This is a genomic window from Mycobacterium xenopi (genome assembly GCF_009936235.1).
In the GTDB taxonomy this organism is placed as follows: Bacteria; Actinomycetota; Actinomycetes; order Mycobacteriales; family Mycobacteriaceae; genus Mycobacterium; species Mycobacterium xenopi.
The window spans coordinates 3623985-3646262 of the sequence record NZ_AP022314.1; the positions used below are offsets into that span (position 1 = coordinate 3623985).

The following is a 22278-nucleotide window of genomic DNA, read 5'->3' on the forward strand; positions in this document are numbered from 1 at the left end:
CGTCTGGACCTCGACGAGTCGGTTGAGTTCGACGCCGTCGATCTCACGATTGCCAACAACCGCACCGGTGAGAGTTTCTGCCTCAAAGCTGCAAGTCGTTCGGGGATCTCGTTCGTCGCCGCAGAGCCGCCAGGGGTTGGACGCTGGTACAAGGTTGGCTTGCCGCCTCATTCGGCCTGCGGCACAACACGTCAACGGCCGGCCCACCGCTGGACCGGCCGCTCGAATAGTCAAAACAGCTGAGCCGGAACTATTGCCGACGGCCTCATCAAGCTCGCCGAACAGGCGGACGTGCTCGCCGGTGTACATTCCGGGTAAGCACCGCGTTGGATAGGCCGCGGCCCGGCTCGTCGCAGCTGTTATCTGATCGCCTCCCCAACCTCCCGCAGGAGATGGGCCGTCCGACCAATTCGCGCGGACGGCCTACACCTAGGCGTGGGCCAGCCGCCAACTAGGCGCTGATCGCCTGCTTGGCGCCGGACTGGATAGCGATCTTGCGGGGCTTGGCCTCCTCGGCCACCGGGACCGTCAGTCGCAACACGCCATCGGTGTAGTCAGCGCTGATGTGGTCGGTGTCTAGCTGGTCACCGAGGAACAGGGTCCGACTGAACAGCCCGTGCGGACGCTCCGCAGCCACCCAGTCGTGGCCCTCGTCGCCTGCGTAGGGACGCTCGGCCCGGACCGTCAGCGCGCCTTGGTCGACGGTCACGTCGATCGACTCTGGCTTGATGCCCGGCAAGTCGAGTTCTACGACGTACCTATCGCTTTCACGCCAGACATCCATCGGCATCACCGCCGGACGCGTCGCGGTACCGACCGTGTTGCCCCATAGTTGCTGCGTAAGTCGGTCAAGGTCACGGAAGAGTGGCTCAAACCTCAGCATGGCTCTCACCTCCTTCGTCACTCCCGACGTTAGATCTGCTGTTTTCACCACAGAAAACCTATCTCTGATAAGAGATATTCCCTATGCATGCGACAAACGCCCCAATCCGCACCGCGATGCGTGTACCGTCGTCGCTGCGCAGCTTGTCCCGGATCCGTTGAGGCCACGATTTCGCGAGCACCGCTCACAGACCAGCAGGACCTGCCATGCTCAAGGCCGACGCCATCGCCCAGGTGGCCGATCAGCTGTTCGCAGCCATCGAAAACAGCGACACGTCAGCGGTGGCCCGTCTGTGGAGCGACGACATAGCCGTTTGGCGGGTCGGTGCCAGCCGAGAGCGGGACAAAGCGCGAGCACTGCGCGTGATCGATTGGTTCATCGGTGCGACATCCGAGCGCCGCTATCAAGTCTTAGCCTGAATCCGTGGATGGGTGATTTCGTGTTGCCGTCGACGCGGTTGTTTTGGGATGCGGCCGAGTGTGGCGCGGTGGGGCGTGGGTGATCCGCTGGCCTGTACCAGCTTTCCTTTGGGTTCCTTGGGTCGGGCCTGGGATGGCGGGGCGGACAGGGCTTGGAAGGTGGGGTCAGGCGGCGCGGGGTTGCGCGATCGGGTAACCGATGACGTTGTGCCACAGGGCCTTCCATCTGGCTCGCCAATGCCAGTGGGCGGGTAGGTGCAGCATTGGTTTGCGGGCCGGGGCGGCGAAGCGGGCCGGGATGTTGATCAGGTCGCGGCGCAGGGTAGCCCCGCGGGCCACGGCATGGTGGCCACCGGCGAGGGTGCCGACGGCGCGCAGCAGGTTATGGGCGATCACCGCGCAGGCCAGCCAGGCGCAGTTGGCCGCGAACAGCCCCGACGGGATGTGTGCCAGTGGGCCGTCGATTAAATCGGCGAAGGTGGTTTCGATGATGGCGTGGCGTCGGTGGGTGATATCGGCCTGGTCGACCGGCAGCGCGGAGTTGGTGACAAACGGGTGATAGCGCCACACCGGAAACAACGCATCCAGGTGGCGGGCGTCTTTGACCCGGCGCACTACCAGCCGCACGGTCAGTGTTCGGCCGCGGGCCAGGCGCAGGGTGTAGGGGTTTCGGCGACCTGGGCATCGGAGATCAACGCCCCGGTGTCGGGGTCTTCGACCGCGCCCGGGTAGTGCACCGGGGTCCAGGCGGCCTCGTCGATGGCGGCGATCGCGGCGTTGATGCGCTTGTTGCGGCTGATCGACAGGGAGAATTCGGCGCCTCGCTGAATGCAGGTGGTGATCACTTTCTTGGTGCCAAACATTGAGTCGCCGCGCACCAGGATCGGCGCGTCGGGGTTGATCGCTTTCGCGGTGGTGATCGCCTGCTTGAGCTGGTATGCGGCACCGCGCCCGGAGGCGGCTTTGCCGCTCCGTAGCTGCGCCTCGGCGATCACCGGCGCGGCGGTCGCCGTGGAGATGGTGGTGATCTGTGGGGACAGGCCCAGCCGCAGCAGCGCGCGGCTGGCGATCTTGGCATGACCGAAGGAGGCGCCCTGCTTGGCGTGGCCGTAGACCGGGCGCAGCAGCGAGTCGATGTCCAAAAACATCCGCTCGTCGGCGCCAGCCAGCAGCGGGGTGCGCGCCGCCAGTGCGATCAGATGCTCGCGGGCCACTGCGGCGAGTTGTTTGGTATGCCCGAAGGTGAACTCGCGCAAAAAGATCCCCAACGTCGATGGGGCATATACCTCGTTGAACACCCGGGGTGTGCCGCCGGCGCGCAGCACATTGGCATCATCGATGCTGTCCGCGCCGCACATCATCCCGGCGACGATCGAGGTCAGCTTGCCAGCCGGGTTGACCGCGCCGGACTTCACCCGAGTCGACGGCAGATCCACGCGCTCGTTGATCAATTCCGAAAGACCGGTCTGCTCAGCCAGTTCCAGCACTGGCACCAACCCGGCCGCCGACAGCAGATTCTGCTCGTCAAACACCGCCGATCCGGTGGTGAACGTATACGATGAGTGCATCGAAAGTGCCTTCCCGGACTATGGACAAATGCGGCCTCAGCACTCGTATTGTCCCAGTTCAGAAGGCATTTTCGCTGTTCACACGCCGATCAAATCACCGGAACCATCCACGGATTTAGGCTTAGATCGGCAGCTGTTCGACGGCGGGTTCGTCCAGCAGCACATCCTGCACGCGGTAGGCCGCGGTGGCGGCTCGATTGCCATGCGGGCGTGCATTGTGATCAAGCTGGGCGCGAACGGGCTGAAGTTGCGTCCAGGGGCGTGGTGTATGAGCCGGTAGGGCCGGTGGGCGTGTCGTAGCGCGGTAGAGGGCGGTCATCGCGTGATCCTTCGAACGATCAGCAAAGTCAACCGAAGGAGAGCAACGCGATGACCTCACCACACCTTATCGACGCCGAGCAGCTGTTGGCCGACCAACTCGCCGAGGCCAGCCCGGACTTGCTGCGAGGGCTGCTGTCGGTGTTCATCCACGCCTTGATGGGCGCGGAAGCCGACGCCATCTGCGGGGCCGGCTACCGCCAGCGCAGCGATGAGCGGTCCAACAGCCGCAACGGCTACCGGCATCGTGATTTCGACACCCGCGCCGGCACCATCGATGTGGCCATTCCCAAGCTGCGTCAGGGCAGCTATTTCCCGGACTGGCTATTGGAGCGACGCAAACGCGCTGAGCGTGCCCTGACCAGCGTGGTGGCCACCTGCTATCTGCTGGGAGTGTCCACCCGGCGGATGGAACGCCTCGTTGAAACACTGGGTGTGACGAGGCTTTCCAAGTCGCAGGTGTCGATCATGGCCAAAGAACTCGATGAGCAGGTTGAGGCGTTTCGCACCCGCCCGCTTGACGCCGCCCGTACACGTTCGTCGCCGCTGATGCCCTGGTGCTCAAAGTCCGCGAGAACGGCCGCGTCGTGGGCGTGCACACCCTGATTGCCACCGGCGTCAACGCCGAGGGCTACCGCGAGATCCTGGGTGTGCAGGTCAGCTCCGCCGAGGACGGGGCAGGCTGGCTGGCGTTCTTCCGCGACCTGGTCGCCCGCGGCCTGTCCGGGGTCGCGCTGGTCACCAGCGACGCCCACCCCGGCCTGGTCGCCGCGATCGGGGCCACCTTGCCCGGAGCGGCCTGGCAGCGCTGCCGCACCCATTACGCGAACAACCTGATGGCGGCCACCCCGAAGTCCTCCTGGCCGTGGGTGCGCACTCTGCTGCACTCGGTCTTCGACCAGCCCGACGCCGAATCGGTTGTTGCCCAATACGATCGAGTCCTCGACGCATTGTCGGACAAGCTCCCCAAAGTGGCCGAACACCTCGACGCAGCCCGCCCGGATCTGTTGGCGTTCACCGCTTTTCCCAAACAGATCTGGCGCCAAATCTGGAGCAACAATCCCCAGGAACGGCTCAACAAAGAAATCAGGCGCAGGACCGACGTCGTGGGCATCTTCCCCGACCGGGCCTCGATCATCCGCCTCGTCGGTGCCGTGCTGGCCGAACAACACGACGAATGGATCGAAGGACGACGCTACCTGGGCCTTGACGTGCTCACCCGCGCCCGCACAGCACTGACCAGCACCGACGAGCCCGCCGGACAGCAAACCAACACCACCCCAGCCCTGACCGCCTAGACTGCCACCCGAAGGGTCACGCGATCGAACGAACTCTTACACCACGTCACTGGGCTTGGCCCGGGCTGATCAGCCGCATCGACGAGTATTTCGACCCGGCCGACCTCGCCCCCCTGCTGAGTTAGGCTCGGCGACGATGCAGAGCGCACAGCGCGATGAGGAGGAGCCGGGCAATCAGGCCCCCGCTCGGCGACGATGCAGAGCGCACAGCGCGATGAGGAGGAGCCGGGCAATCAGGCCCCCGCTCGGCGACGATGCAGAGCGCACAGCGCGATGAGCAGGAGCCGGGCGCCGCGCACAACAGGTAGGTGCTGATGACGACTGTGGAAACGCTGCTGAACGATCCGGACACAGCCGGAGTGTGGAATCTGGTTCCCGAGCGCTCGGCGTTCACTTTCAAGATCAAGAACATGTGGGGCCTGTTGAACGTCAAAGGCAGATTCACCGACGTCAGCGGGGACGGTCAGATCACCGGCAAGGGGGCCGTTTTCGGTCGTCTCGACATCCGCGTAGCATCGCTGCGTACTGGCATCCGAAAGCGAGACGATCACCTGCGCTCGGCCGACTTCTTCGATGTCGAGCGTTTTCCGGAGATCAGCGTCGTCGTCACCGCGCTTCAGCCGACCACTGGTAACGCTGCGGACCTGCGCGCCACCTTCACCATCAAGGGCATTACCGCGGAGTTGCCGCTGCCGGCCACGATCGACGAGCTCGGTGACGGCTCGGTCCGCATCTCGGCGACCACCCACGTCGACCGGGCACAATTCGGGCTGGATTGGAACCGGCTCGGCATGATCGGCAAGACGGCGACCGCGTCGGCTGAAGCGGTGTTCGTCCGCGCCCGATGACACCGTCGCGCGAGCCTGTAGCTGGCGAGCAAAAGTGCGAGTGGGTCGCGCGCTCACTACAGGCTCGCGAAACGGGAGCCGTGCGGCCCCTATCGTCGCCGAGCAGTAGCATCTGCGGCGTGCCCGCTTCGACCGCGCCCCTGCGGATCCTCGTTTACAGCGACAACGCCAAAACCCGCGAACAGGTGAAGTTGGCCCTGGGCAAACGCCTGCATCCAGAGCTGCCGGAGCTCAGCTACGTCGAGGTTGCCACCGCACCGATGGTGGTTCGCCACATCGACAAGGGCGGGATCGACCTGGCTATCCTCGACGGTGAGGCCACACCGGCCGGGGGCATGGGCATAGCCAAACAGTTGAAGGACGAAGTCGCACACTGTCCACCAATCGTGGTGCTCATCGGTCGCGCCGACGATGCCTGGTTGGCCAGCTGGTCGCGCGCCGAAGCAGTTGTCTCGCACCCGATCGATCCCATCGTGTTAGAACGGACGGTGCTCGGGCTGTTGCGCGCTCCGGCAGCTTGACCCGATTGCGGCTGAGCAACCGATTAGCCTGCCGTCGTTGGGCTTTGGCGGCATTGCAGGTGCCGCCGCCGCAAAGCCACTAGGCTGCCGCGCGACTTTACTGGGCTGTGGGCGAGCTCACATGCGGACCCCTGAGCGGGCCCGGGTACAAGATCGTTAGGCTGTGGTTGACCTCACAGTCAGGCAAGGAAGACCACATCGAGGGAGCAGCTTCGCAGGATGAATGTCTACACACCCATCCTGGTCCTCGGGGGGATCGCCACTGCTTTCGCGGTGTTCTCGGTGATCGTGGCATCGGTGGTCGGCCCGTCTCGCTACAACCGGGCAAAGCTGGAGGCCTACGAGTGCGGCATCGAGCCTCCCGAATCTTCCCCGGCGCGCACCACTAGCGGGCACCGGTTCCCGGTGAAGTATTACCTCACCGCGATGTTGTTCATCGTGTTCGACATCGAGATTGTGTTCCTGTACCCCTGGGCGGTCAGCTACGACGCGCTGGGGATATTCGCGCTTATCGAGATGGTGGTGTTCATGCTCACCGTGTTGGTGGCCTACGCGTACGTATGGCGCCGCGGCGGGTTGACGTGGGATTGAGGTAAGACGTGGGCCTGGAAGAGAAACTGCCCAGCGGTTTCCTGTTGACCACCGTCGAAGCGCTGGCTGGCTATTTTCGCAAGAGCTCCCTGTGGCGGCGACATTCGGGCTGGCGTGCTGCGCGATCGAAATGATGTCGACGGCGTCACCTCGATTCGACATCGCCCGCTTCGGAATGGAGAGGTTCTCGGCAACGCCGCGTCAGGCCGATCTGATGATCGTCGCCGGCCGGGTCAGCCAGAAGATGGCACCGGTGCTGCGCCAGATCTACGACCAGATGGCCGAGCCCAAATGGGTACTGGCCATGGGCGTGTGCGCATCGTCGGGCGGAATGTTCAACAACTACGCGATCGTGCAGGGCGTGGACCACGTCGTGCCGGTGGACATCTATCTGCCCGGGTGCCCGCCGCGGCCCGAGATGCTGCTGTACGCAATTCTCAAGCTACACGAGAAGATTCAGCAGATGCCGCTGGGGGTGGACCGAGAGCGTGCCATCGCCGAAGCCGAAGAGGCGGCGCTGGCAGCCAAGTCCACGATCGAGATGCGCGGGCTGTTGCGATGAGCTCACCAGGACAAGACCCACATGAGGCGATACGCCGCGGCGACGAGGAAGTGATCGATGTCCGCCGCGGCATGTTCGGCGTCTACGACACCGGCGACACTTCCGGCTACGGACGGCTGGTGCGCGCGGTCACGCTGCCCGGCAGCAGCCCGCGGCCCTACGGCGGCTACTTCGACGAGGTGGTCGACACCCTGGCCGACGCATTGAAATGCAACGGCGTCGAATACGCCGACGCGATCGAGAAAGTCGTGGTATATCGCGACGAGCTGACGCTGCACGTACGCCGTGAGCTGTTGCCGCAAGTCGCCCAGCAGCTTCGCGACGACCCGCGGCTGCGCTTCGAGCTGTGCCTCGGGGTCAGTGGCGTGCATTACCCGCACGACACCGGACGCGAACTGCACGCGGTCTACCCGCTCAAGTCGATCACCCACAACCGTCGCATCCGGCTGGAAGTGTCTGCGCCGGACAGTGATCCGCACATCCCGTCGCTATTCGGGATCTATCCGACCAACGACTGGCACGAACGCGAAACCTACGACTTTTTCGGAATCATCTTCGATGGACACCCGTCGTTGACCCGTATCGAGATGCCCGACGACTGGCATGGTCATCCGCAACGCAAGGATTACCCGCTCGGCGGCATCCCGGTGGAGTACAAGGGCGCGCAGATTCCCCCGCCCGATGAGCGGAGAGCCTACAACTGATGAGTGAACCGACCGAAACGGTGCTGATGGCCGGTGGCCGAGATTGGGAAGAGGTTGTGCAGGCCGCCCGCGAAGCGGATCCCGGCGACCGCATCGTCGTCAACATGGGGCCCCAGCACCCGTCCACCCACGGGGTGCTGCGGCTGATCCTGGAGATCGAAGGTGAGACGGTAACCGAGGCCCGCTGCGGTATTGGCTACCTGCACACCGGAATCGAAAAGAACCTGGAATACCGGTACTGGACTCAGGGCGTCACCTTCGTGACCCGGATGGACTACCTGTCACCGTTTTTCAACGAGACCGCTTATTGCCTGGGTGTGGAGAAACTGCTCGGCATCACCGATCAGATTCCCGAGCGGGCCAACGTCATCCGGGTGATGATGATGGAGCTCAACCGGATCTCGTCGCACCTGGTCGCATTGGCAACCGGCGGCATGGAACTGGGCGCGATGACCGCGATGTTCCTCGGCTTCCGGGAGCGCGAGCTGGTGCTCAACTTGTTCGAGTTGATCACTGGGTTGCGCATGAACCACGGCTATATCCGCCCCGGCGGTTTGGCCCAGGATCTGCCGGACAACGCAGTCACCGAGATCCGCAAGTTCCTCGACCTGATGCCGCGCCGGCTGCGCGACCTGGAGGACCTGCTCAACGAGAACTACATCTGGAAGGCCCGCACCCAGGGCATCGGCTACCTCGACCTGACCGGGTGCATGGCGCTGGGCATCACCGGCCCAATCCTGCGTTCCACGGGGTTGCCCTACGACCTGCGGCGTGCCGACCCGTATTGCGGATACGAAAACTACGAATTCGACGTGATCACCGAGGACAGCTGTGACGCCTACGGGCGCTACATGATTCGCGTCAAGGAGATGCACGAGTCGCTGAAGATCATCGAGCAGTGCCTGGACAAGCTGAAGCCAGGTCCGATCATGGTCTCCGACCGCAAGATCGCGTGGCCCGCCGATCTGAAGGTGGGCCCCGACGGGCTGGGCAACTCACCAGAGCACATCGCCAAAATCATGGGCAGCTCGATGGAGGCGCTGATCCACCACTTCAAACTGGTGACCGAGGGCATCCGCGTCCCCCCGGGACAGGTGTATGTCGCGGTGGAGTCGCCGCGCGGCGAGCTGGGCGTGCACATGGTCAGCGACGGTGGCACTCGTCCTTACCGCGTGCACTACCGCGATCCGTCGTTCACCAACCTGCAGGCCGTGGCCGCCATGTGCGAGGGCGGCATGGTCGCCGACGTGATCGCCGCGGTTGCCAGTATCGACCCGGTGATGGGCGGGGTCGACCGGTGACCGGCCCGCAACGCGAGCCGGTGTTCCTGCACCTGGGCCCGCCACCCGAAGAGCCCGGCCAGTTCGTCGTCGAGGGTGCTCCCCAGTCGTATCCGCCCGACGTGAAGGCTCGGCTGGAGGTCGACGCCAAGGAGATCATCGGCCGCTACCCCGATCGGCGCTCGGCGATCGTGCCGCTGCTGCACCTGGTGCAGTCCGAGGACTCGTATTTGACGCCGGCGGGTTTGGAGTTCTGCGGCGAGCAGCTGGGACTGACCGGCGCGGAGGTCGCGGCGGTGGCGAGCTTCTACTCGATGTTTCGTCGCGGGCCCACCGGTGAGTATTTGGTCGGCGTCTGCACCAACACGCTGTGCGCGATCATGGGCGGTGATGCCATCTTCGAGACGCTGGTAAATCACCTCGGCGTCCGCAACGACCAGACCACCCCTGACGGCAAGATCACCTTGCAGCACGTCGAGTGCAACGCCGCCTGCGATTACGCGCCGGTGGTGATGGTCAACTGGGAGTTCTTCGACAAACAGACACCGGAGTCGGCGCGTCGGCTCGTCGACGCGCTGCGCGCGGGCAACCCGCCGCGGCCCACCCGCGGTGCCCCGCTGTGCCCGTTCCGCCAAACTGAACGGATCCTCGCGGGGTTCCCCGACCAGCGTCCCGACGACGGCCAGGGCGGAGTGGGCGACGCCACCTTGGCCGGTCTGCAGGTGGCGAAGGAAAACGACATGCAGTACCCACCGCCGCCTTCCGGGGAGGACCGCTGATGGCGTCTTTTCCTGCCCAAGCCACACCGTTGACGCCAGTGCTCACCCGGTATTGGGACGACCCGCAGCCATGGACGCTGGAAACCTACCGCCGCCACGACGGCTACCGGGCCCTGCAGAAAGCCCTCGACATGGAACCCGACGCGGTGCTGCAAACCGTCAAGGACTCCGGGCTGCGGGGCCGCGGCGGCGCGGGCTTTTCGACGGGGACCAAGTGGTCGTTCATCCCGCAAGGCGACCAAGGCCCCGCCGCCAAGCCGCACTACCTCGTCGTCAACGCCGACGAATCCGAGCCCGGCACGTGCAAGGACATCCCCCTGATGTTCACCACTCCGCACGTTCTCATCGAGGGCAGCATCATCGCCGCCTATGCGATTCGGGCCAGCCATGCGTTCATCTACCTGCGCGGTGAGGTGGTGCCGGTGCTGCGCCGACTGCATAACGCGGTGGCCGAGGCTTACGCTGCAGGGTTTTTGGGCCGCGACATCGCCGGTTCGGGTTACGACTTGGAGATGGTGGTCCACGCCGGTGCCGGCGCCTACATTTGCGGCGAAGAGACCGCGCTGCTGGACTCCCTGGAGGGTCGCCGCGGCCAGCCGCGGCTGCGGCCACCGTTTCCGGCGGTATCCGGGCTCTACGGGTGCCCGACGGTGATCAACAACGTCGAAACCATTGCCAGCGTGCCGCCTATCATCCTCAACGGTGTCGACTGGTTCCGGTCGATGGGCACCGATAAGTCGCCAGGGTTCACGCTGTACTCGCTGTCCGGGCACGTCACGAGGCCGGGCCAATACGAGGCGCCGCTGGGGATCACGCTGCGGGAGCTGCTCGCCTACGCTGGCGGTGTTCGGCCCGGGCACCGGCTGAAGTTCTGGACGCCGGGCGGCTCGTCGACTCCGCTGCTCACCGACGAGCATCTCGACGTGCCCTTGGATTACGAGGGCGTCGGCGAGGCCGGCTCAATGCTGGGCACCAAAGCGCTGGAAATCTTCGACGAGACCACCTGCGTGGTGCGCGCAGTGCGGCGCTGGACGCAGTTCTACAAGCACGAATCCTGCGGCAAGTGCACGCCGTGCCGCGAAGGCACCTTCTGGCTCGACCAGATTTACGAGCGGCTGGAAACGGGTAAGGGCACGACCGAGGACCTAGAAAAGCTGCAGGACATCGCGGACATCCTGTTCGGAAAGTCGTTCTGCGCGTTGGGCGACGGCGCGGCCATGCCGGTGCAGTCGTCGCTGAAATACTTCCGCGACGAATACGTCGCCCACATCGAGGGCGGTGGCTGCCCCTTCGACCCGCGACTGTCGATGCTGACACCGAACGGAGAGGACGCGTGACGCTGCACGCCGACGCCGCAAAGCAAGTCGCCCAGTCCGAGATGGTGACGCTCACGATCGACGGTGTCGAGATCAGCGTTCCGAAGGGAACCTTGGTGATCCGTGCCGCGGAGTTGATCGGCATCGAGATCCCACGGTTTTGCGACCATCCGCTGCTGGACCCGGTCGGCGCGTGCCGGCAATGCCTAGTCGAAATCGAAGGCCAGCGCAAGCCCATGGCCTCGTGCACGACCGTGGCCACCGACGACATGGTGGTGCGCACCCAGCTGACTTCGGAAGCCGCCGACAAAGCCCAGCACGGCGTCATGGAACTGCTGCTGATCAACCATCCGCTGGACTGCCCGATGTGCGACAAGGGCGGCGAATGTCCGCTGCAGAACCAGGCGATGTCAAACGGCCGTCCCGATTCCCGCTTCACCGACGTCAAGCGCACATTCGCCAAGCCGATCAGCATCTCGTCGCAAGTGTTGCTGGACCGGGAGCGGTGCATTTTGTGCGCCCGCTGCACCCGGTTCACCAACCAGATCGCGGGCGACAATTTCATCGATATGCTCGAGCGCGGCGCGCTGCAGCAGGTCGGCATCTACGCCAACGAACCGTTCGACTCCTATTTCTCGGGCAATACTGTGCAGATCTGCCCGGTGGGCGCGCTGACCGGCACCGCCTACCGCTTCCGGGCCCGCCCGTTCGACCTGGTGTCCACCCCCAGCGTGTGTGAGCACTGCGCGTCGGGGTGCGCCCAGCGCAGCGACCACCGCCGGGGGGTGGTGCTGCGACGCTTGGCCGGTGACGACCCCGAAGTCAACGAGGAGTGGAACTGCGACAAGGGCCGCTGGGCGTTCACCTACGCCACCCAACCCGACCGGATCACCACCCCGCTGGTCCGAGACGCCAGCGGGACACTGGTGCCCGCGTCGTGGTCGCATGCACTGCAGGCGGCAGCCGACGGGCTGGCCGCGGCCCGCCGACGCGCCGGTGTGATCGTCGGCGGGCGCGCGACGTGGGAGGACGCCTACGCCTACGCGAAATTCGCGCGAATCGCGTTGGGCACCAATGACATTGACTTTCGCGTCCGGCCGCACTCGGCTGAGGAATCCCAGTTCTTGTCGGCGCGGGTCGCAGGGCGGCCGATCACGGTCAGCTACTCGGATCTCGAGTCGGCGCCGGTGGTGTTGCTGGTCGGCTTCGAACCCGAGGACGAGTCGCCGATCGTGTTCCTGCGGTTGCGCAAGGCAGCCCGCAAACAGCGGATGCCCATCTACGCGATCGCCCCGTTCACCAGCCGCGGGCTGCAAAAGATGTCCGGTCGGCTGGTCAAGACCATGCCCGGCTGTGAGGCGTCCGTGCTCGACGAGCTCGCGGGCGGCGAGGTCGGTGAGCTGTTGCGCAAGCCCGGCGCGGTCATCATGGTCGGCGAGCGACTGGCCACTGTGCGAGGCGCGCTGACTGCTGCGGCGCGTTTGGCAGATGCCACCGGCGCGCGGCTGGCGTGGGTGCCGCGGCGCGCCGGTGAACGCGGCGCTTTGGAAGCCGGTGCGCTGGGCGGGTTGTTGCCGGGCGGGCGGCCCGTAGTCAACGACGCCGCACGGTCGCAGGTCGCTGCGGCCTGGAATGTCGACGAGCTGCCGTCGTCTCCGGGACGCGACACCGATGCGATCCTCGCCGCCGCCGCCGAGGGGACGTTGAGCGCATTGCTGATCGGCGGTGTGGAGCCCGACGACCTAGCCGATCCGCAGGCCGCGCTGGCCGCGCTGGATGCCGCCAGCTTTGTCGTCAGCTTGGAACTGCGCCACAGCCCGGTCACCGAACGCGCCGATGTGGTGTTCCCGATCGCACCGGCCGTGGAGAAGTCCGGGACGTTCGTCAACTGGGAGGGCCGCTATCGCGGTTTCCCCGTAGCGCTCGGCGACACCGGAGCGATCCCGGATCTGCGGGTGCTTGACACGCTAGCCGACGAAATGGGTGTCGACTTGGGGTTGCCGACCGTGGAAGCGGCCCGCGACGAGTTGGTCGCGCTTGGCCCGTGGGACGGCGAATCCGACACCGGCCCCGACGTTTCCGCCGCAGCGCCGCCTCGGCCCGGGCCGGGTGAGGCTGTGTTGGCCGGTTGGCGGCTATTGCTCGACTGCGGCCGCCTGCAAGACGGCGAACCGCATCTGGCCGGCACCGCACGCCAGCCGGTGGCGCGGCTGTCAGCGGAATCGGCGGCCGAAATCGGCGCAGCCGAAGGTGATCTGGTGACGGTGAGCACAGAACGCGGCGCGATCACGTTGCCGCTGACGGTCACCGACATGCCCGACCACGTGGTCTGGCTGCCGCTGAATTCACCGGGTTCGGCGGTACACCGGCAATTAGGCGTCACCTCGGGCAGCGTGGTGCGGATTCGCGCCGACGACGATGCAGAGCGAAGCGATGAGGAGGAGCGGCGCCCATGATGGGAGTGGGCTCATGACCGCCTTCGGGCATGACACCTGGTGGTTGATCCTGGCCAAGTCGATCGCCGTTTTCGTGTTCTTGGTGCTCACCGTCCTGGCGGCGATCCTTTTCGAACGAAAGCTCTTGGGCCGCATGCAGATGCGCTACGGGCCTAACCGGGTCGGCCCGTGGGGCTACCTGCAGAGCCTGGCCGACGGGATCAAGCTCGCCCTCAAAGAGGGCATCACCCCGCTCGGTGTGGACCGGCCGGTCTATGTGCTGGCGCCCATCATTTCGACGATCCCAGCGCTGACTGCGTTCGCATTCATCCCGTTCGGGCCCGAGGTGTCGGTTTTCGGTCATCGTACGCCGCTGCAGGTCACCGATCTGCCGGTGGCGGTGCTGTTCATCCTGGCGCTCTCGGCGATTGGGGTATACGGCATCGTGCTGGCCGGTTGGTCTTCGGGGTCGACCTACCCGCTGCTGGGCGGCGTGCGTTCCACCGCTCAGGTGATCTCCTATGAAGTCGCAATGGGGTTGGCCTTCGCGACAGTGTTCCTCTACGCCGGAACCATGTCGACTTCGCAGATCGTGGCCGCGCAAGACCGCGTGTGGTACGTGTTCTTGCTGCTGCCGTCGTTCATCGTCTACCTCGTGTCGATGGTCGGCGAAACCAACCGCGCCCCATTCGATTTGCCCGAAGCCGAGGGTGAGCTTGTCGCCGGCTTTCACACCGAGTACTCGTCGCTGAAATTCGCGATGTTCTTCCTGGCCGAATACGTCAACATGACGACCGTTTCGGCGTTGGCCGCGACGCTGTTCTTCGGCGGCTGGCATGCGCCGTGGCCGCTGAACATGTGGGACGGTGCCAACAGCGGCTGGTGGCCTGTGCTGTGGTTCACCGCGAAGGTGTGGTTTGGTTTGTTCTTCTACTTCTGGCTCCGGGCCACCCTTCCCAGGTTGCGCTACGACCAGTTCATGGCTTTGGGTTGGCGGGTCCTCATCCCGGTGTCGCTGATCTGGATCATGATCGCGGCGGTGGTCCGCAGCCTGCGGGACAATGGCTACCCGCACTGGACTCCAGTGCTGGTGATCTCCAGCGCGGTCGTTGGCATTGGCCTGCTGCTGCTTTTGCGACGACCGTTGTCCGGCGTGGCAACTCGCGAGCATGACCAGGTGCGTGTCGCGGCGCCGCCCGACACGCCAGGCGGCCAAGCCGCATTCCCGACCCCGCCGCTGCCAGGCAGAGGCCTGGCCGCAGCGACCAAGGAAGGTTCACATGGCTAGATTCTGGGACGCCATCGCCGGATTCGGTGTCACGTTGACCACGATGTTCAAACGACCGATCACCGAGCAGTATCCAGAACACCCCGGTCCTGTGGCCCCGCGGTTCCACGGCCGCCACCAACTCAACCGGTATCCCGACGGTCTGGAGAAGTGCATCGGCTGCGAGCTGTGCGCTTGGGCTTGTCCGGCCGACGCCATCTACGTCGAGGGCGCCGACAACACCGAAGACGAACGGTATTCGCCCGGCGAACGCTACGGGCGCGTGTACCAGATCAACTACCTGCGCTGCATCGGGTGCGGGCTGTGCGTCGAGGCGTGCCCGACCCGGGCGCTGACGATGACCAACGACTACGAGATGGCCGACGACAATCGCGCTGACCTGATCTACGAGAAGGACCGGTTGCTGGCTCCGCTACAGCCCGGGATGACACCACCACCACATCCACGGGCACCCGGTGCCACCGACATCGACTACTACCTGGGAAACGTGACCGCAGAAGGCTTGTGCACCAAGACCATTGAGCACCAGCCCACGGGCGGTGTGCGGTGACGGCGATGCTGGCCAGTGAGCTGGCCACCGACGCGATCACCCGCACCTCCACCGGTGAAGCGGTGACCTTCTGGGTGTTGGGCGCGTTGGCGCTCGTCGGCGCAGTGGGCATGGTGCTGGCGGCCAATGCGGTGTATTCCGCGATGTTTTTGGCGATGACCATGATCATCCTCGCGGTGTTCTACATGGTTCAAGACGCGCTGTTCTTGGGCGTAGTGCAGGTCGTCGTCTACACCGGCGCGGTGATGATGCTGTTCTTGTTCGTCCTGATGCTGATCGGCGTGGACACCGCGGAATCCCTCGTGGAAACGCTGCGCGGTCAGCGAATTGCCGCGGCCGTCGCCGGCGTCGGATTCGGCATTCTGCTGATTGCCGGTATCGGCGCCGCGACGACCACCACGTTCGTCGGGCTGAGCAAAGCCAACGCCGCCGGCAACGTCAACGGCCTGGCGTCGCTCATCTTCACCCGCTACCTGTGGGCATTCGAGTTGACCAGCGCGCTGCTGATCACCGCGGCCGTCGGCGCGATGGTGCTGACGCACAAAGAGCGATTCGAGCGGCGAAAGACCCAGCGCGAGTTGGCGATTGAGCGTTTCCGCTCCGGCCGGTACCCCACCCCCCTGCCCGGGCCGGGGGTGTATGCCCGCCACAACGCGGTGGACGTCGCGGCGCGGCTGCCCGACGGGTCGCCCTCGAAACTGTCTGTGCCGCAGGTACTGCGGCAGCGCACGGTCGGTAACGGTTCCGACGTGGACGGTGCGTCATGAACCCACTGAATTACCTCTATCTGTCGGCGCTGCTATTCACGATCGGCGCGGCAGGAGTGCTTTTGCGGCGCAATGCGATTGTGATGTTCATGTGTGTTGAGCTCATGCTCAACGCCGTCAATCTGGCATTCGTGACCTTCGCCCGGATGCACGGACACCTCGACGGTCAGATGATCGCGTTTTTCACAATGGTGGTGGCCGCCTGCGAAGTCGTTGTCGGTCTGGCGATCATCATGACGATCTTCCGCACCCGCAAGTCCGCTTCGGTCGACGACGCGAATCTGCTCAAGGGTTAGGGCCACTCGATGACACATCTCACCTGGCTGCTCGTGGCACTGCCGGCGGCGGGTGCCGCGATCCTGCTGCTGGGCGGCCGATCGACCGACCGGTTTGGCCATCTGGTGGGCTGCGCCACCGCGCTGGCGTCGTTCGCGGTGGGGGTTACGCTGCTGGCCGACATGCTCGGCCGCCCCGGTAACGGCCGTGCCATTCATCCAAACTTGTTCAGCTGGGTGCTGGTCGGCGGGTTGCACGTCGATTTCGGCCTGCAGATTGATCAGTTGTCGATCTGCTTTGTGCTGCTGATCACCGGGGTGGGATCGTTGATCCACATCTACTCGATTGGCTACATGGCTGAAGACCCCGACCGGAGAAGGTTTTTCGCCTACCTCAACCTGTTTTTGGCTGCCATGCTGCTGCTGGTGGTCGCCGACAACTACCTCGGGCTCTACATCGGCTGGGAAGGCGTCGGCTTGGCGTCGTATCTGTTGATCGGTTTCTGGTATCAGCGGCCGTCGGCGGCCACCGCCGCCAAGAAGGCGTTCGTGATGAACCGCGTGGGCGATATCGGGCTCTCGCTGGCCATGTTTTTGATGTTCGCGCAGTTCGGAACCCTCTCGTTCGCCGGGGTATTCGCCGCTGCGCCGGGTGCCGGGCGGGGTGTGCTGACCGCGATTGGATTGCTGATGCTGCTGGGGGCGTGCGCCAAGTCCGCGCAGGTTCCGGTGCAGGCGTGGTTGTTTGACGCGATGGAAGGCCCCACCCCGGTGTCCGCCCTGATTCACGCCGCCACCATGGTGACTGCCGGAGTGTACCTGATCGTGCGGTCCAATCCGCTTTACAACCTCTCCCCTGACGCCCGTCTGGCCGTGGTGATCGTCGGGGCGGTGACCTTGCTGTTCGGGGCCATCGTCGGTTGCGCCAAGGACGACATCAAGCGAGCGCTGGCAGCGTCGACGATCAGCCAGATCGGCTACATGGTGCTGGCCGCCGGATTGGGCCCGGCCGGTTATGCGTTCGCGATCCTGCATCTGCTCACCCACGGCTTTTTCAAGGCCGGCTTGTTCCTGGGCTCCGGTGCGGTGATCCACGCCATGAACGACGAACAGGACATGCGCCGCTACGGGGCGCTGCGCACCGTGTTGCCGATCACCTATGCCACATTCGGGCTGGCGTATCTGGCAATCATTGGAGTGCCACCGCTCGCCGGCTTCTTCTCCAAAGACGCCATCATCGAATCGGCCCTGGGAGCCGGCGGCATCCGAGGACCCATATTGGGCGGGGCGGCGATGCTGGGTGTTGGGATTACCGCGTTCTACATGACGCGGGTCATGCTGATGACATTCTTCGGCGAAAAGCGTTGGGAGCCAGATGCGCATCCACATGAAGCCCCGGCCGTGATGACGTGGCCGATGATCCTGCTCGCGGTGGGCTCGGTATTCTCCGGCGGTCTGTTGGCAATGGGCGACACACTGCGGCGCTGGTTGGAGCCGATCGTCGGCGTGCACGAAGCCGGCCACGTCACTCCGGTGTGGGTGACCAGCATCATGACCTTGACCGTGGTCGCTGTTGGCGTTGTGGTGGCGTACCGGATGTACGGCACCCGCCCGGTGCCAGCGACGGCGCCCGCGGAGGTGTCGGCGCTGACCGTGGCCGCACGCCGCGACCTTTACGGTGACGCCTTCAACGAGGAGGTGTTCATGCGCCCGGGCGGACAGCTGACCGATGCGCTGGTCGAGATCGACAACAGAGGAGTGGACGGCTCGGTCCTCGGGTTGGCGGCGCTGGTGAGCCGAACCTCGGATCGGCTGCGCGGCTTACAAACCGGGTTCGCACGCAGCTACGCATTATCGATGTTCGCGGGTGCGGCACTGGTCGCCGCGGCGATCCTGGCGGTGCAGCTATGGTGACGGTGACCCCCTTCCCGTGGCTGAGCGTGCTGTGGCTGGTGCCGCTGGTCGGTGCCGGGCTGGTCATCGTGATGCCGCCGGGGTGGCGGCAAGCGGCGAAATGGCTCGGCCTGATCATCGCGGTGGCGGTACTGGGGATCGCGCTCGTGATCACCACCGAATTCGACACCGGCGGTGCCCCGTACCAGTTCGTCGAAAAACAACCCTGGATACCGGCCTTCGGCGCGGGCTACACCCTCGGCGTCGACGGCATCGCGGTGGTGCTGGTGCTGCTCACTGCGGTGCTGGTGCCGCTGCTGATGCTGGCCGGCTGGAATGAGGGCGGCCAACGCAGCCGCGGTGTGCACGCCTATGTGGCGTTGACACTGACCGTCGAGTCGATGGTGCTGATCTCGTTGATCTCGTTGGACGTGCTGCTGTTCTACGTGTTCTTCGAGGCGATGCTCATCCCGATGTATTTCCTCATCGGCGGATTCGGTCACGGCGCCGGCCGATCGCGGGCAGCGGTGAAGTTCTTGCTGTACAACCTTTTCGGCGGTCTGATCATGCTGGCCGCGGTGATCGGCGTGTACGTGGTGACCGCTCAGCACATCGGCGGCACGTTCGACTTCCGCACGATCGTCGCTGCTGTGTCGTCGGGCCGCCTAGGTGTGGACCCTGCGGTGCTCAAGGCGCTGTTCTTGGGGTTCATGTTCGCGTTCGCCATCAAGGCACCGCTGTGGCCGTTTCACCGTTGGCTGCCCGACGCCGCGGTCGAGGCGCCACCGGCCACTGCAGTGTTGATGATGGCGGTGATGGACAAGGTCGGCACCTTCGGAATGCTGCGCTACTGCCTGCAGTTGTTTCCCGACGCGTCAACGTATTTCCGCCCGCTCATCGTCGTGTTGTCGGTGATCGGGGTGGTCTATGGCGCGATCGTGGCGATCGGCCAGACCGACATCATGCGGCTGATCGCCTACACGTCGATCTCGCACTTTGGGTTCATCATCTTGGGCATTTTCGTGATGACCACCCAGGGGCAAAGCGGGTCGACGCTCTACATGGTCAACCATGGTCTGTCCACCGCGGCGGTGTTTTTGATCGCGGGATTCCTGATCGCCCGCGGCGGCACCCGCTCGATCGCCGACTACGGCGGCGTGCAGAAGGTGGCGCCGGTGCTGGCCGGCACGTTCCTGGTCGCAGCTTTGGCGACGTTGTCGCTGCCCGGGCTGGCACCGTTCATCAGTGAATTCCTGGTGCTGCTGGGTACTTTTAACCGCTATTGGGTGGCGGCGGCATTCGCGTCCACCGCGCTGGTGCTTTCGGCGGTCTACATGTTGTGGCTGTACCAGCGGGTGATGAACGGCCCGGTGGCGCAAGGCAATGATCGGATTCGTGATCTGGTTCCGCGTGAAGTTGTCGTCGTCGCCCCGCTGATCGCGTTGCTGCTCGGTCTCGGGGTCTATCCGAAACCGGTGCTGGACATCATCAATCCCGCGGTCGGCCACACCATGGCCACCATCGGCCAGCATGATCCCGCGCCAAGGGTTCCGGTCACGACGGTGCGTGACCACAAAACAGCCGAAGGACCGCACCGATGAGCATGCCCACGCCCAATGTCGAGTACTTCGCGCTTTCCCCGATGCTCATCGTCTTCGGGGCCGCGATCGTCGGTGTGGTGGTCGAGGCATTCCTGCCGCGACGCTTCCGATATGCCAGCCAGGTGCTAGTGGCGCTGGCCAGTTTGGTTGCCGCATTCGTCGCGGACGTGCTGGTGGGCAAAAGGATTCCCTCTTCGGGTCAGACCGCAGTGCTGCGAGCGGTGGCCGTCGACCGTCCGGCCTTGGTATTGCAGGGCATCGTGCTGCTGGTCGCGATATTGGCCATCCTGTTCATCGCGGAGCGCAGCGCCGCAACCAACACCCCGACCGGGCCAGGCGCTGCCACGGTCGCGCAGCGTACCGGGCTCGATTTCTTCGCCCCGCAGGCGTCCGCGGTTCCCGACAGCGTGGCTGAGCGCCAAGCGATTCAAGCCGGGTACACCCAGACCGAGGTCTTTCCGCTGACGATGCTCGCTGTCGGCGGCATGCTGGTTTTCCCTGCCGCCAACGACCTTTTGACGATGTTCGTCGCGCTGGAGGTGTTGTCGCTGCCGCTGTACCTGCTGTGCGGACTGGCCAGGCGCCGACGCCTGCTGTCACAGGAAGCGGCGGTGAAATACTTTCTGCTGGGCGCCTTTTCTTCGGCGTTTTTCCTCTACGGCGTGGCCCTGCTCTACGGCGCGACCGGCACGCTGACCCTGGCGGGTATCCGCGATGGGCTAACTCAGCACCGCGACGACTCGATCGCGTTGATCGGTGTCGCGCTGCTGGCGGTCGGCCTGCTGTTCAAGGTCGGGGCGGTCCCCTTCCACTCCTGGATTCCCGATGTCTACCAAGGCGCGCCGACCCCGATCACCGGGTTCATGGCCGCCGCCACCAAAGTCGCCGCATTCGGCGCGCTCATGCGGGTGGTATATGTCGCGCTGCCGCCGCTGCATGACCAGTGGCGGCCGGTGCTTTGGGGCATCTCGATCCTGACCATGGCGGTCGGCACTATCACCGCGGTGAACCAAAACGACGTCAAGCGACTGCTCGCGTATTCGTCGGTGGCCCATGTTGGCTTCATCCTCACAGGTGTGATCGCCGATATCCCGGCTGGCATCTCGTCGACGATGTTCTATCTGTTCGCTTACAGCTTCAGTACGGTGGGGGCATTCGCCGTCGTGGGATTGGTCCGCAACGACAATGGCGACGAGGACGCCAACATGATGCGCTGGGGTGGGCTGGGTCGTCAGTCCCCCATTGCGGGCCTGCTATTTTCGATGTTTCTGTTGGCGTTCGCCGGTATTCCGCTGACAAGCGGCTTCGTCAGCAAGTTCGCAGTGTTCAAGGCCGCCGCGCAAGGCGGCGCGGTGCCGCTGGTCATCATCGGTGTGGTGGCCAGCGGTGTGGCGGCATACTTTTACGTGCGGGTGATCGTGCTGATGTTCTTCACCGATCCACCCGCCGACCCTCCACACGTCGTGATCCCCAGCGCGTGGACCAAAGCGGCAATCGCGGTGTGCGCTGCGGTGACCGTGCTGTTGGGCATTTTTCCGCAACCGCTGCTGGACCTGGTCGATCGGGCGGCCCAGCTCGTGGGATGACGATGACCGTAGGGCAATGGGTTCTCGTCGAGGATGACGGCGCGGTTCGTGTGCTGACGATGAACCGTCCGGAAGCGCGAAATGCGTTGAATATCGGATTGATACAGGGGCTGTACACAGCGTTGTGCGACGCTGACGCAGACCCGGCGGTGCAAGCGGTGGTGCTCACCGGCGTCGACCCAGCCTTTTGTGCCGGGGTCGACTTGAAGGAGGCGCAGCGCGAAGGCATGTCCTACTTCGAGCGCTACCGCACGCACAATTGCATCACGCGGGTGGCCGAGATGGCGACACCGGTGATCGGGGCGATCAACGGCCCCGTGTTCACCGGAGGACTCGAAATGGCGCTGGGCTGCGACTTTTTGGTGGCATCCGAACGTGCCGTGTTTGCCGACACCCATGTACGCGTCGGCATCCTGCCCGGTGGGGGAATGACCGCGCGGCTACCGCAACTGGTCGGCGCGGCGATGGCTCGACGATTGTCGATGACCGGCGAAGTCATCGACGCGGCCCGAGCCGAGCGGATCGGGCTGGTGACCGAGGTTGTCCCCCACGACCGCCTGCTGACCCGGGCCGTCGAGTTGGCCGCCCAGATCGCCGAGGTGCCAGGGCCGACCATGGCGGCGCTCAAGCGGATCTACGTCACCGGTGCGGCCGCTGTCACCCGGCCGGCGCTAGCCGCCGAGCAGGCCATCGCCGGCACCCACCAGACCGACACCGATGAGCTGGCCGCACGTTACGCCGAGATCAGCGAGCGTAACCGCCGCCAGATTCACGGCTAGCCTCAATTTAGGATTGG

General features: G+C 64.9%; 18 protein-coding genes and 4 pseudogenes. 19 read left to right on the plus strand and 3 right to left on the minus strand.

The features are described 5' to 3' along the window. Window positions 1-451: 451 nt before the first annotated feature. Window positions 452-883: an Hsp20/alpha crystallin family protein gene (locus MYXE_RS17180; protein ID WP_085193335.1), complete on the minus strand. Its 432-nt coding sequence runs from the start codon at window positions 881-883 to the stop codon at window positions 452-454. A 206-nt stretch (window positions 884-1089) separates the two neighbouring features. Here MYXE_RS17180 and MYXE_RS17185 point away from each other — a divergent pair. Continuing rightward, window positions 1090-1296 (plus strand): annotated as a pseudogene (locus MYXE_RS17185) (nuclear transport factor 2 family protein); the annotation flags it as partial. Between the two features lie 171 nt (window positions 1297-1467). Here MYXE_RS17185 and MYXE_RS17190 read toward each other — a convergent pair. Next, window positions 1468-2870, minus strand: a pseudogene (locus MYXE_RS17190) (IS1380 family transposase). Window positions 2871-2991: 121 nt separating this feature from the next. Beyond that, window positions 2992-3189, minus strand: coding sequence for a hypothetical protein (locus MYXE_RS23625; RefSeq protein ID WP_162561469.1), 198 nt, complete (start codon window positions 3187-3189; stop codon window positions 2992-2994). 50 nt (window positions 3190-3239) lie between these two features. Between MYXE_RS23625 and MYXE_RS17195 the strand changes: the two are divergent. The 18 genes and pseudogenes from MYXE_RS17195 (at window position 3240) to MYXE_RS17280 (ending at window position 22261) form a co-directional block, all read left to right on the plus strand. Next, a pseudogene (locus MYXE_RS17195) lies at window positions 3240-4486 on the plus strand (IS256 family transposase). 314 nt (window positions 4487-4800) lie between these two features. After that, on the plus strand, window positions 4801-5334 hold the full coding sequence (locus MYXE_RS17200) for a YceI family protein (RefSeq protein WP_039890082.1): 534 nt from the start codon (window positions 4801-4803) through the stop codon (window positions 5332-5334). A gap of 119 nt (window positions 5335-5453) precedes the next feature. After that, window positions 5454-5855: an Rv3143 family two-component system response regulator gene (locus MYXE_RS17205; RefSeq protein WP_003920744.1), complete on the plus strand. Its 402-nt coding sequence runs from the start codon at window positions 5454-5456 to the stop codon at window positions 5853-5855. A 219-nt stretch (window positions 5856-6074) separates the two neighbouring features. Beyond that, window positions 6075-6446: an NADH-quinone oxidoreductase subunit A gene (locus MYXE_RS17210; RefSeq protein ID WP_003920745.1), complete on the plus strand. Its 372-nt coding sequence runs from the start codon at window positions 6075-6077 to the stop codon at window positions 6444-6446. An 8-nt stretch (window positions 6447-6454) separates the two neighbouring features. After that, window positions 6455-7008, plus strand: a pseudogene (locus MYXE_RS17215) (NuoB/complex I 20 kDa subunit family protein). Then, complete coding sequence (locus MYXE_RS17220) at window positions 7005-7712, plus strand: NADH-quinone oxidoreductase subunit C (protein ID WP_003920747.1); 708 nt, start codon at window positions 7005-7007, stop codon at window positions 7710-7712. Before MYXE_RS17215 ends, MYXE_RS17220 begins: the two are co-directional and overlap by 4 nt. Then, on the plus strand, window positions 7712-9013 hold the full coding sequence (gene nuoD, locus MYXE_RS17225) for an NADH dehydrogenase (quinone) subunit D (protein WP_112650260.1): 1302 nt from the start codon (window positions 7712-7714) through the stop codon (window positions 9011-9013). The genes MYXE_RS17220 and nuoD overlap by 1 nt, the downstream gene beginning before the upstream one ends. Beyond that, window positions 9010-9771 carry an NADH-quinone oxidoreductase subunit NuoE gene (nuoE, locus tag MYXE_RS17230; RefSeq protein WP_112650261.1) on the plus strand — a complete coding sequence of 254 codons (762 nt, stop codon included), beginning with the start codon at window positions 9010-9012 and terminating at the stop codon, window positions 9769-9771. The genes nuoD and nuoE overlap by 4 nt, the downstream gene beginning before the upstream one ends. Next, window positions 9771-11108, plus strand: coding sequence for an NADH-quinone oxidoreductase subunit NuoF (gene nuoF / locus MYXE_RS17235; protein WP_039890085.1), 1338 nt, complete (start codon window positions 9771-9773; stop codon window positions 11106-11108). The genes nuoE and nuoF overlap by 1 nt, the downstream gene beginning before the upstream one ends. A gap of 41 nt (window positions 11109-11149) precedes the next feature. Further along, entirely contained in the window at window positions 11150-13543 is a 2394-nt protein-coding gene (locus MYXE_RS17240; protein ID WP_232061847.1) for an NADH-quinone oxidoreductase subunit G, read from the plus strand. 13 nt (window positions 13544-13556) lie between these two features. Continuing rightward, a complete protein-coding gene (gene nuoH, locus MYXE_RS17245) occupies window positions 13557-14810 on the plus strand; it encodes an NADH-quinone oxidoreductase subunit NuoH (RefSeq protein WP_003920757.1) in 1254 nt (417 codons plus the stop codon). Beyond that, the gene (gene nuoI, locus MYXE_RS17250) at window positions 14692-15360 is read left to right on the plus strand and encodes an NADH-quinone oxidoreductase subunit NuoI (RefSeq protein ID WP_415624430.1); all 669 of its coding nucleotides are present in this window, start codon (window positions 14692-14694) and stop codon (window positions 15358-15360) included. Before nuoH ends, nuoI begins: the two co-directional genes overlap by 119 nt. A 5-nt stretch (window positions 15361-15365) precedes the next feature. After that, entirely contained in the window at window positions 15366-16127 is a 762-nt protein-coding gene (locus MYXE_RS17255) for an NADH-quinone oxidoreductase subunit J (protein ID WP_085196754.1), read from the plus strand. After that, window positions 16124-16423, plus strand: a complete 300-nt coding sequence (gene nuoK / locus MYXE_RS17260) for an NADH-quinone oxidoreductase subunit NuoK (protein WP_003920764.1) — start codon at window positions 16124-16126, stop codon at window positions 16421-16423. The genes MYXE_RS17255 and nuoK overlap by 4 nt, the downstream gene beginning before the upstream one ends. Before the next feature lie 9 nt (window positions 16424-16432). Then, the gene (gene nuoL / locus MYXE_RS17265; protein WP_085196601.1) at window positions 16433-18316 is read left to right on the plus strand and encodes an NADH-quinone oxidoreductase subunit L; all 1884 of its coding nucleotides are present in this window, start codon (window positions 16433-16435) and stop codon (window positions 18314-18316) included. Beyond that, entirely contained in the window at window positions 18310-19896 is a 1587-nt protein-coding gene (locus MYXE_RS17270; RefSeq protein WP_003920766.1) for an NADH-quinone oxidoreductase subunit M, read from the plus strand. The genes nuoL and MYXE_RS17270 overlap by 7 nt, the downstream gene beginning before the upstream one ends. Further along, window positions 19893-21482, plus strand: a complete 1590-nt coding sequence (gene nuoN / locus MYXE_RS17275) for an NADH-quinone oxidoreductase subunit NuoN (RefSeq protein WP_003920767.1) — start codon at window positions 19893-19895, stop codon at window positions 21480-21482. Before MYXE_RS17270 ends, nuoN begins: the two co-directional genes overlap by 4 nt. Further along, window positions 21479-22261 (plus strand): enoyl-CoA hydratase, encoded by a 783-nt coding sequence (locus tag MYXE_RS17280; protein ID WP_003920768.1) that lies wholly within the window; start codon window positions 21479-21481, stop codon window positions 22259-22261. Before nuoN ends, MYXE_RS17280 begins: the two co-directional genes overlap by 4 nt. Window positions 22262-22278 lie beyond the last annotated feature (17 nt).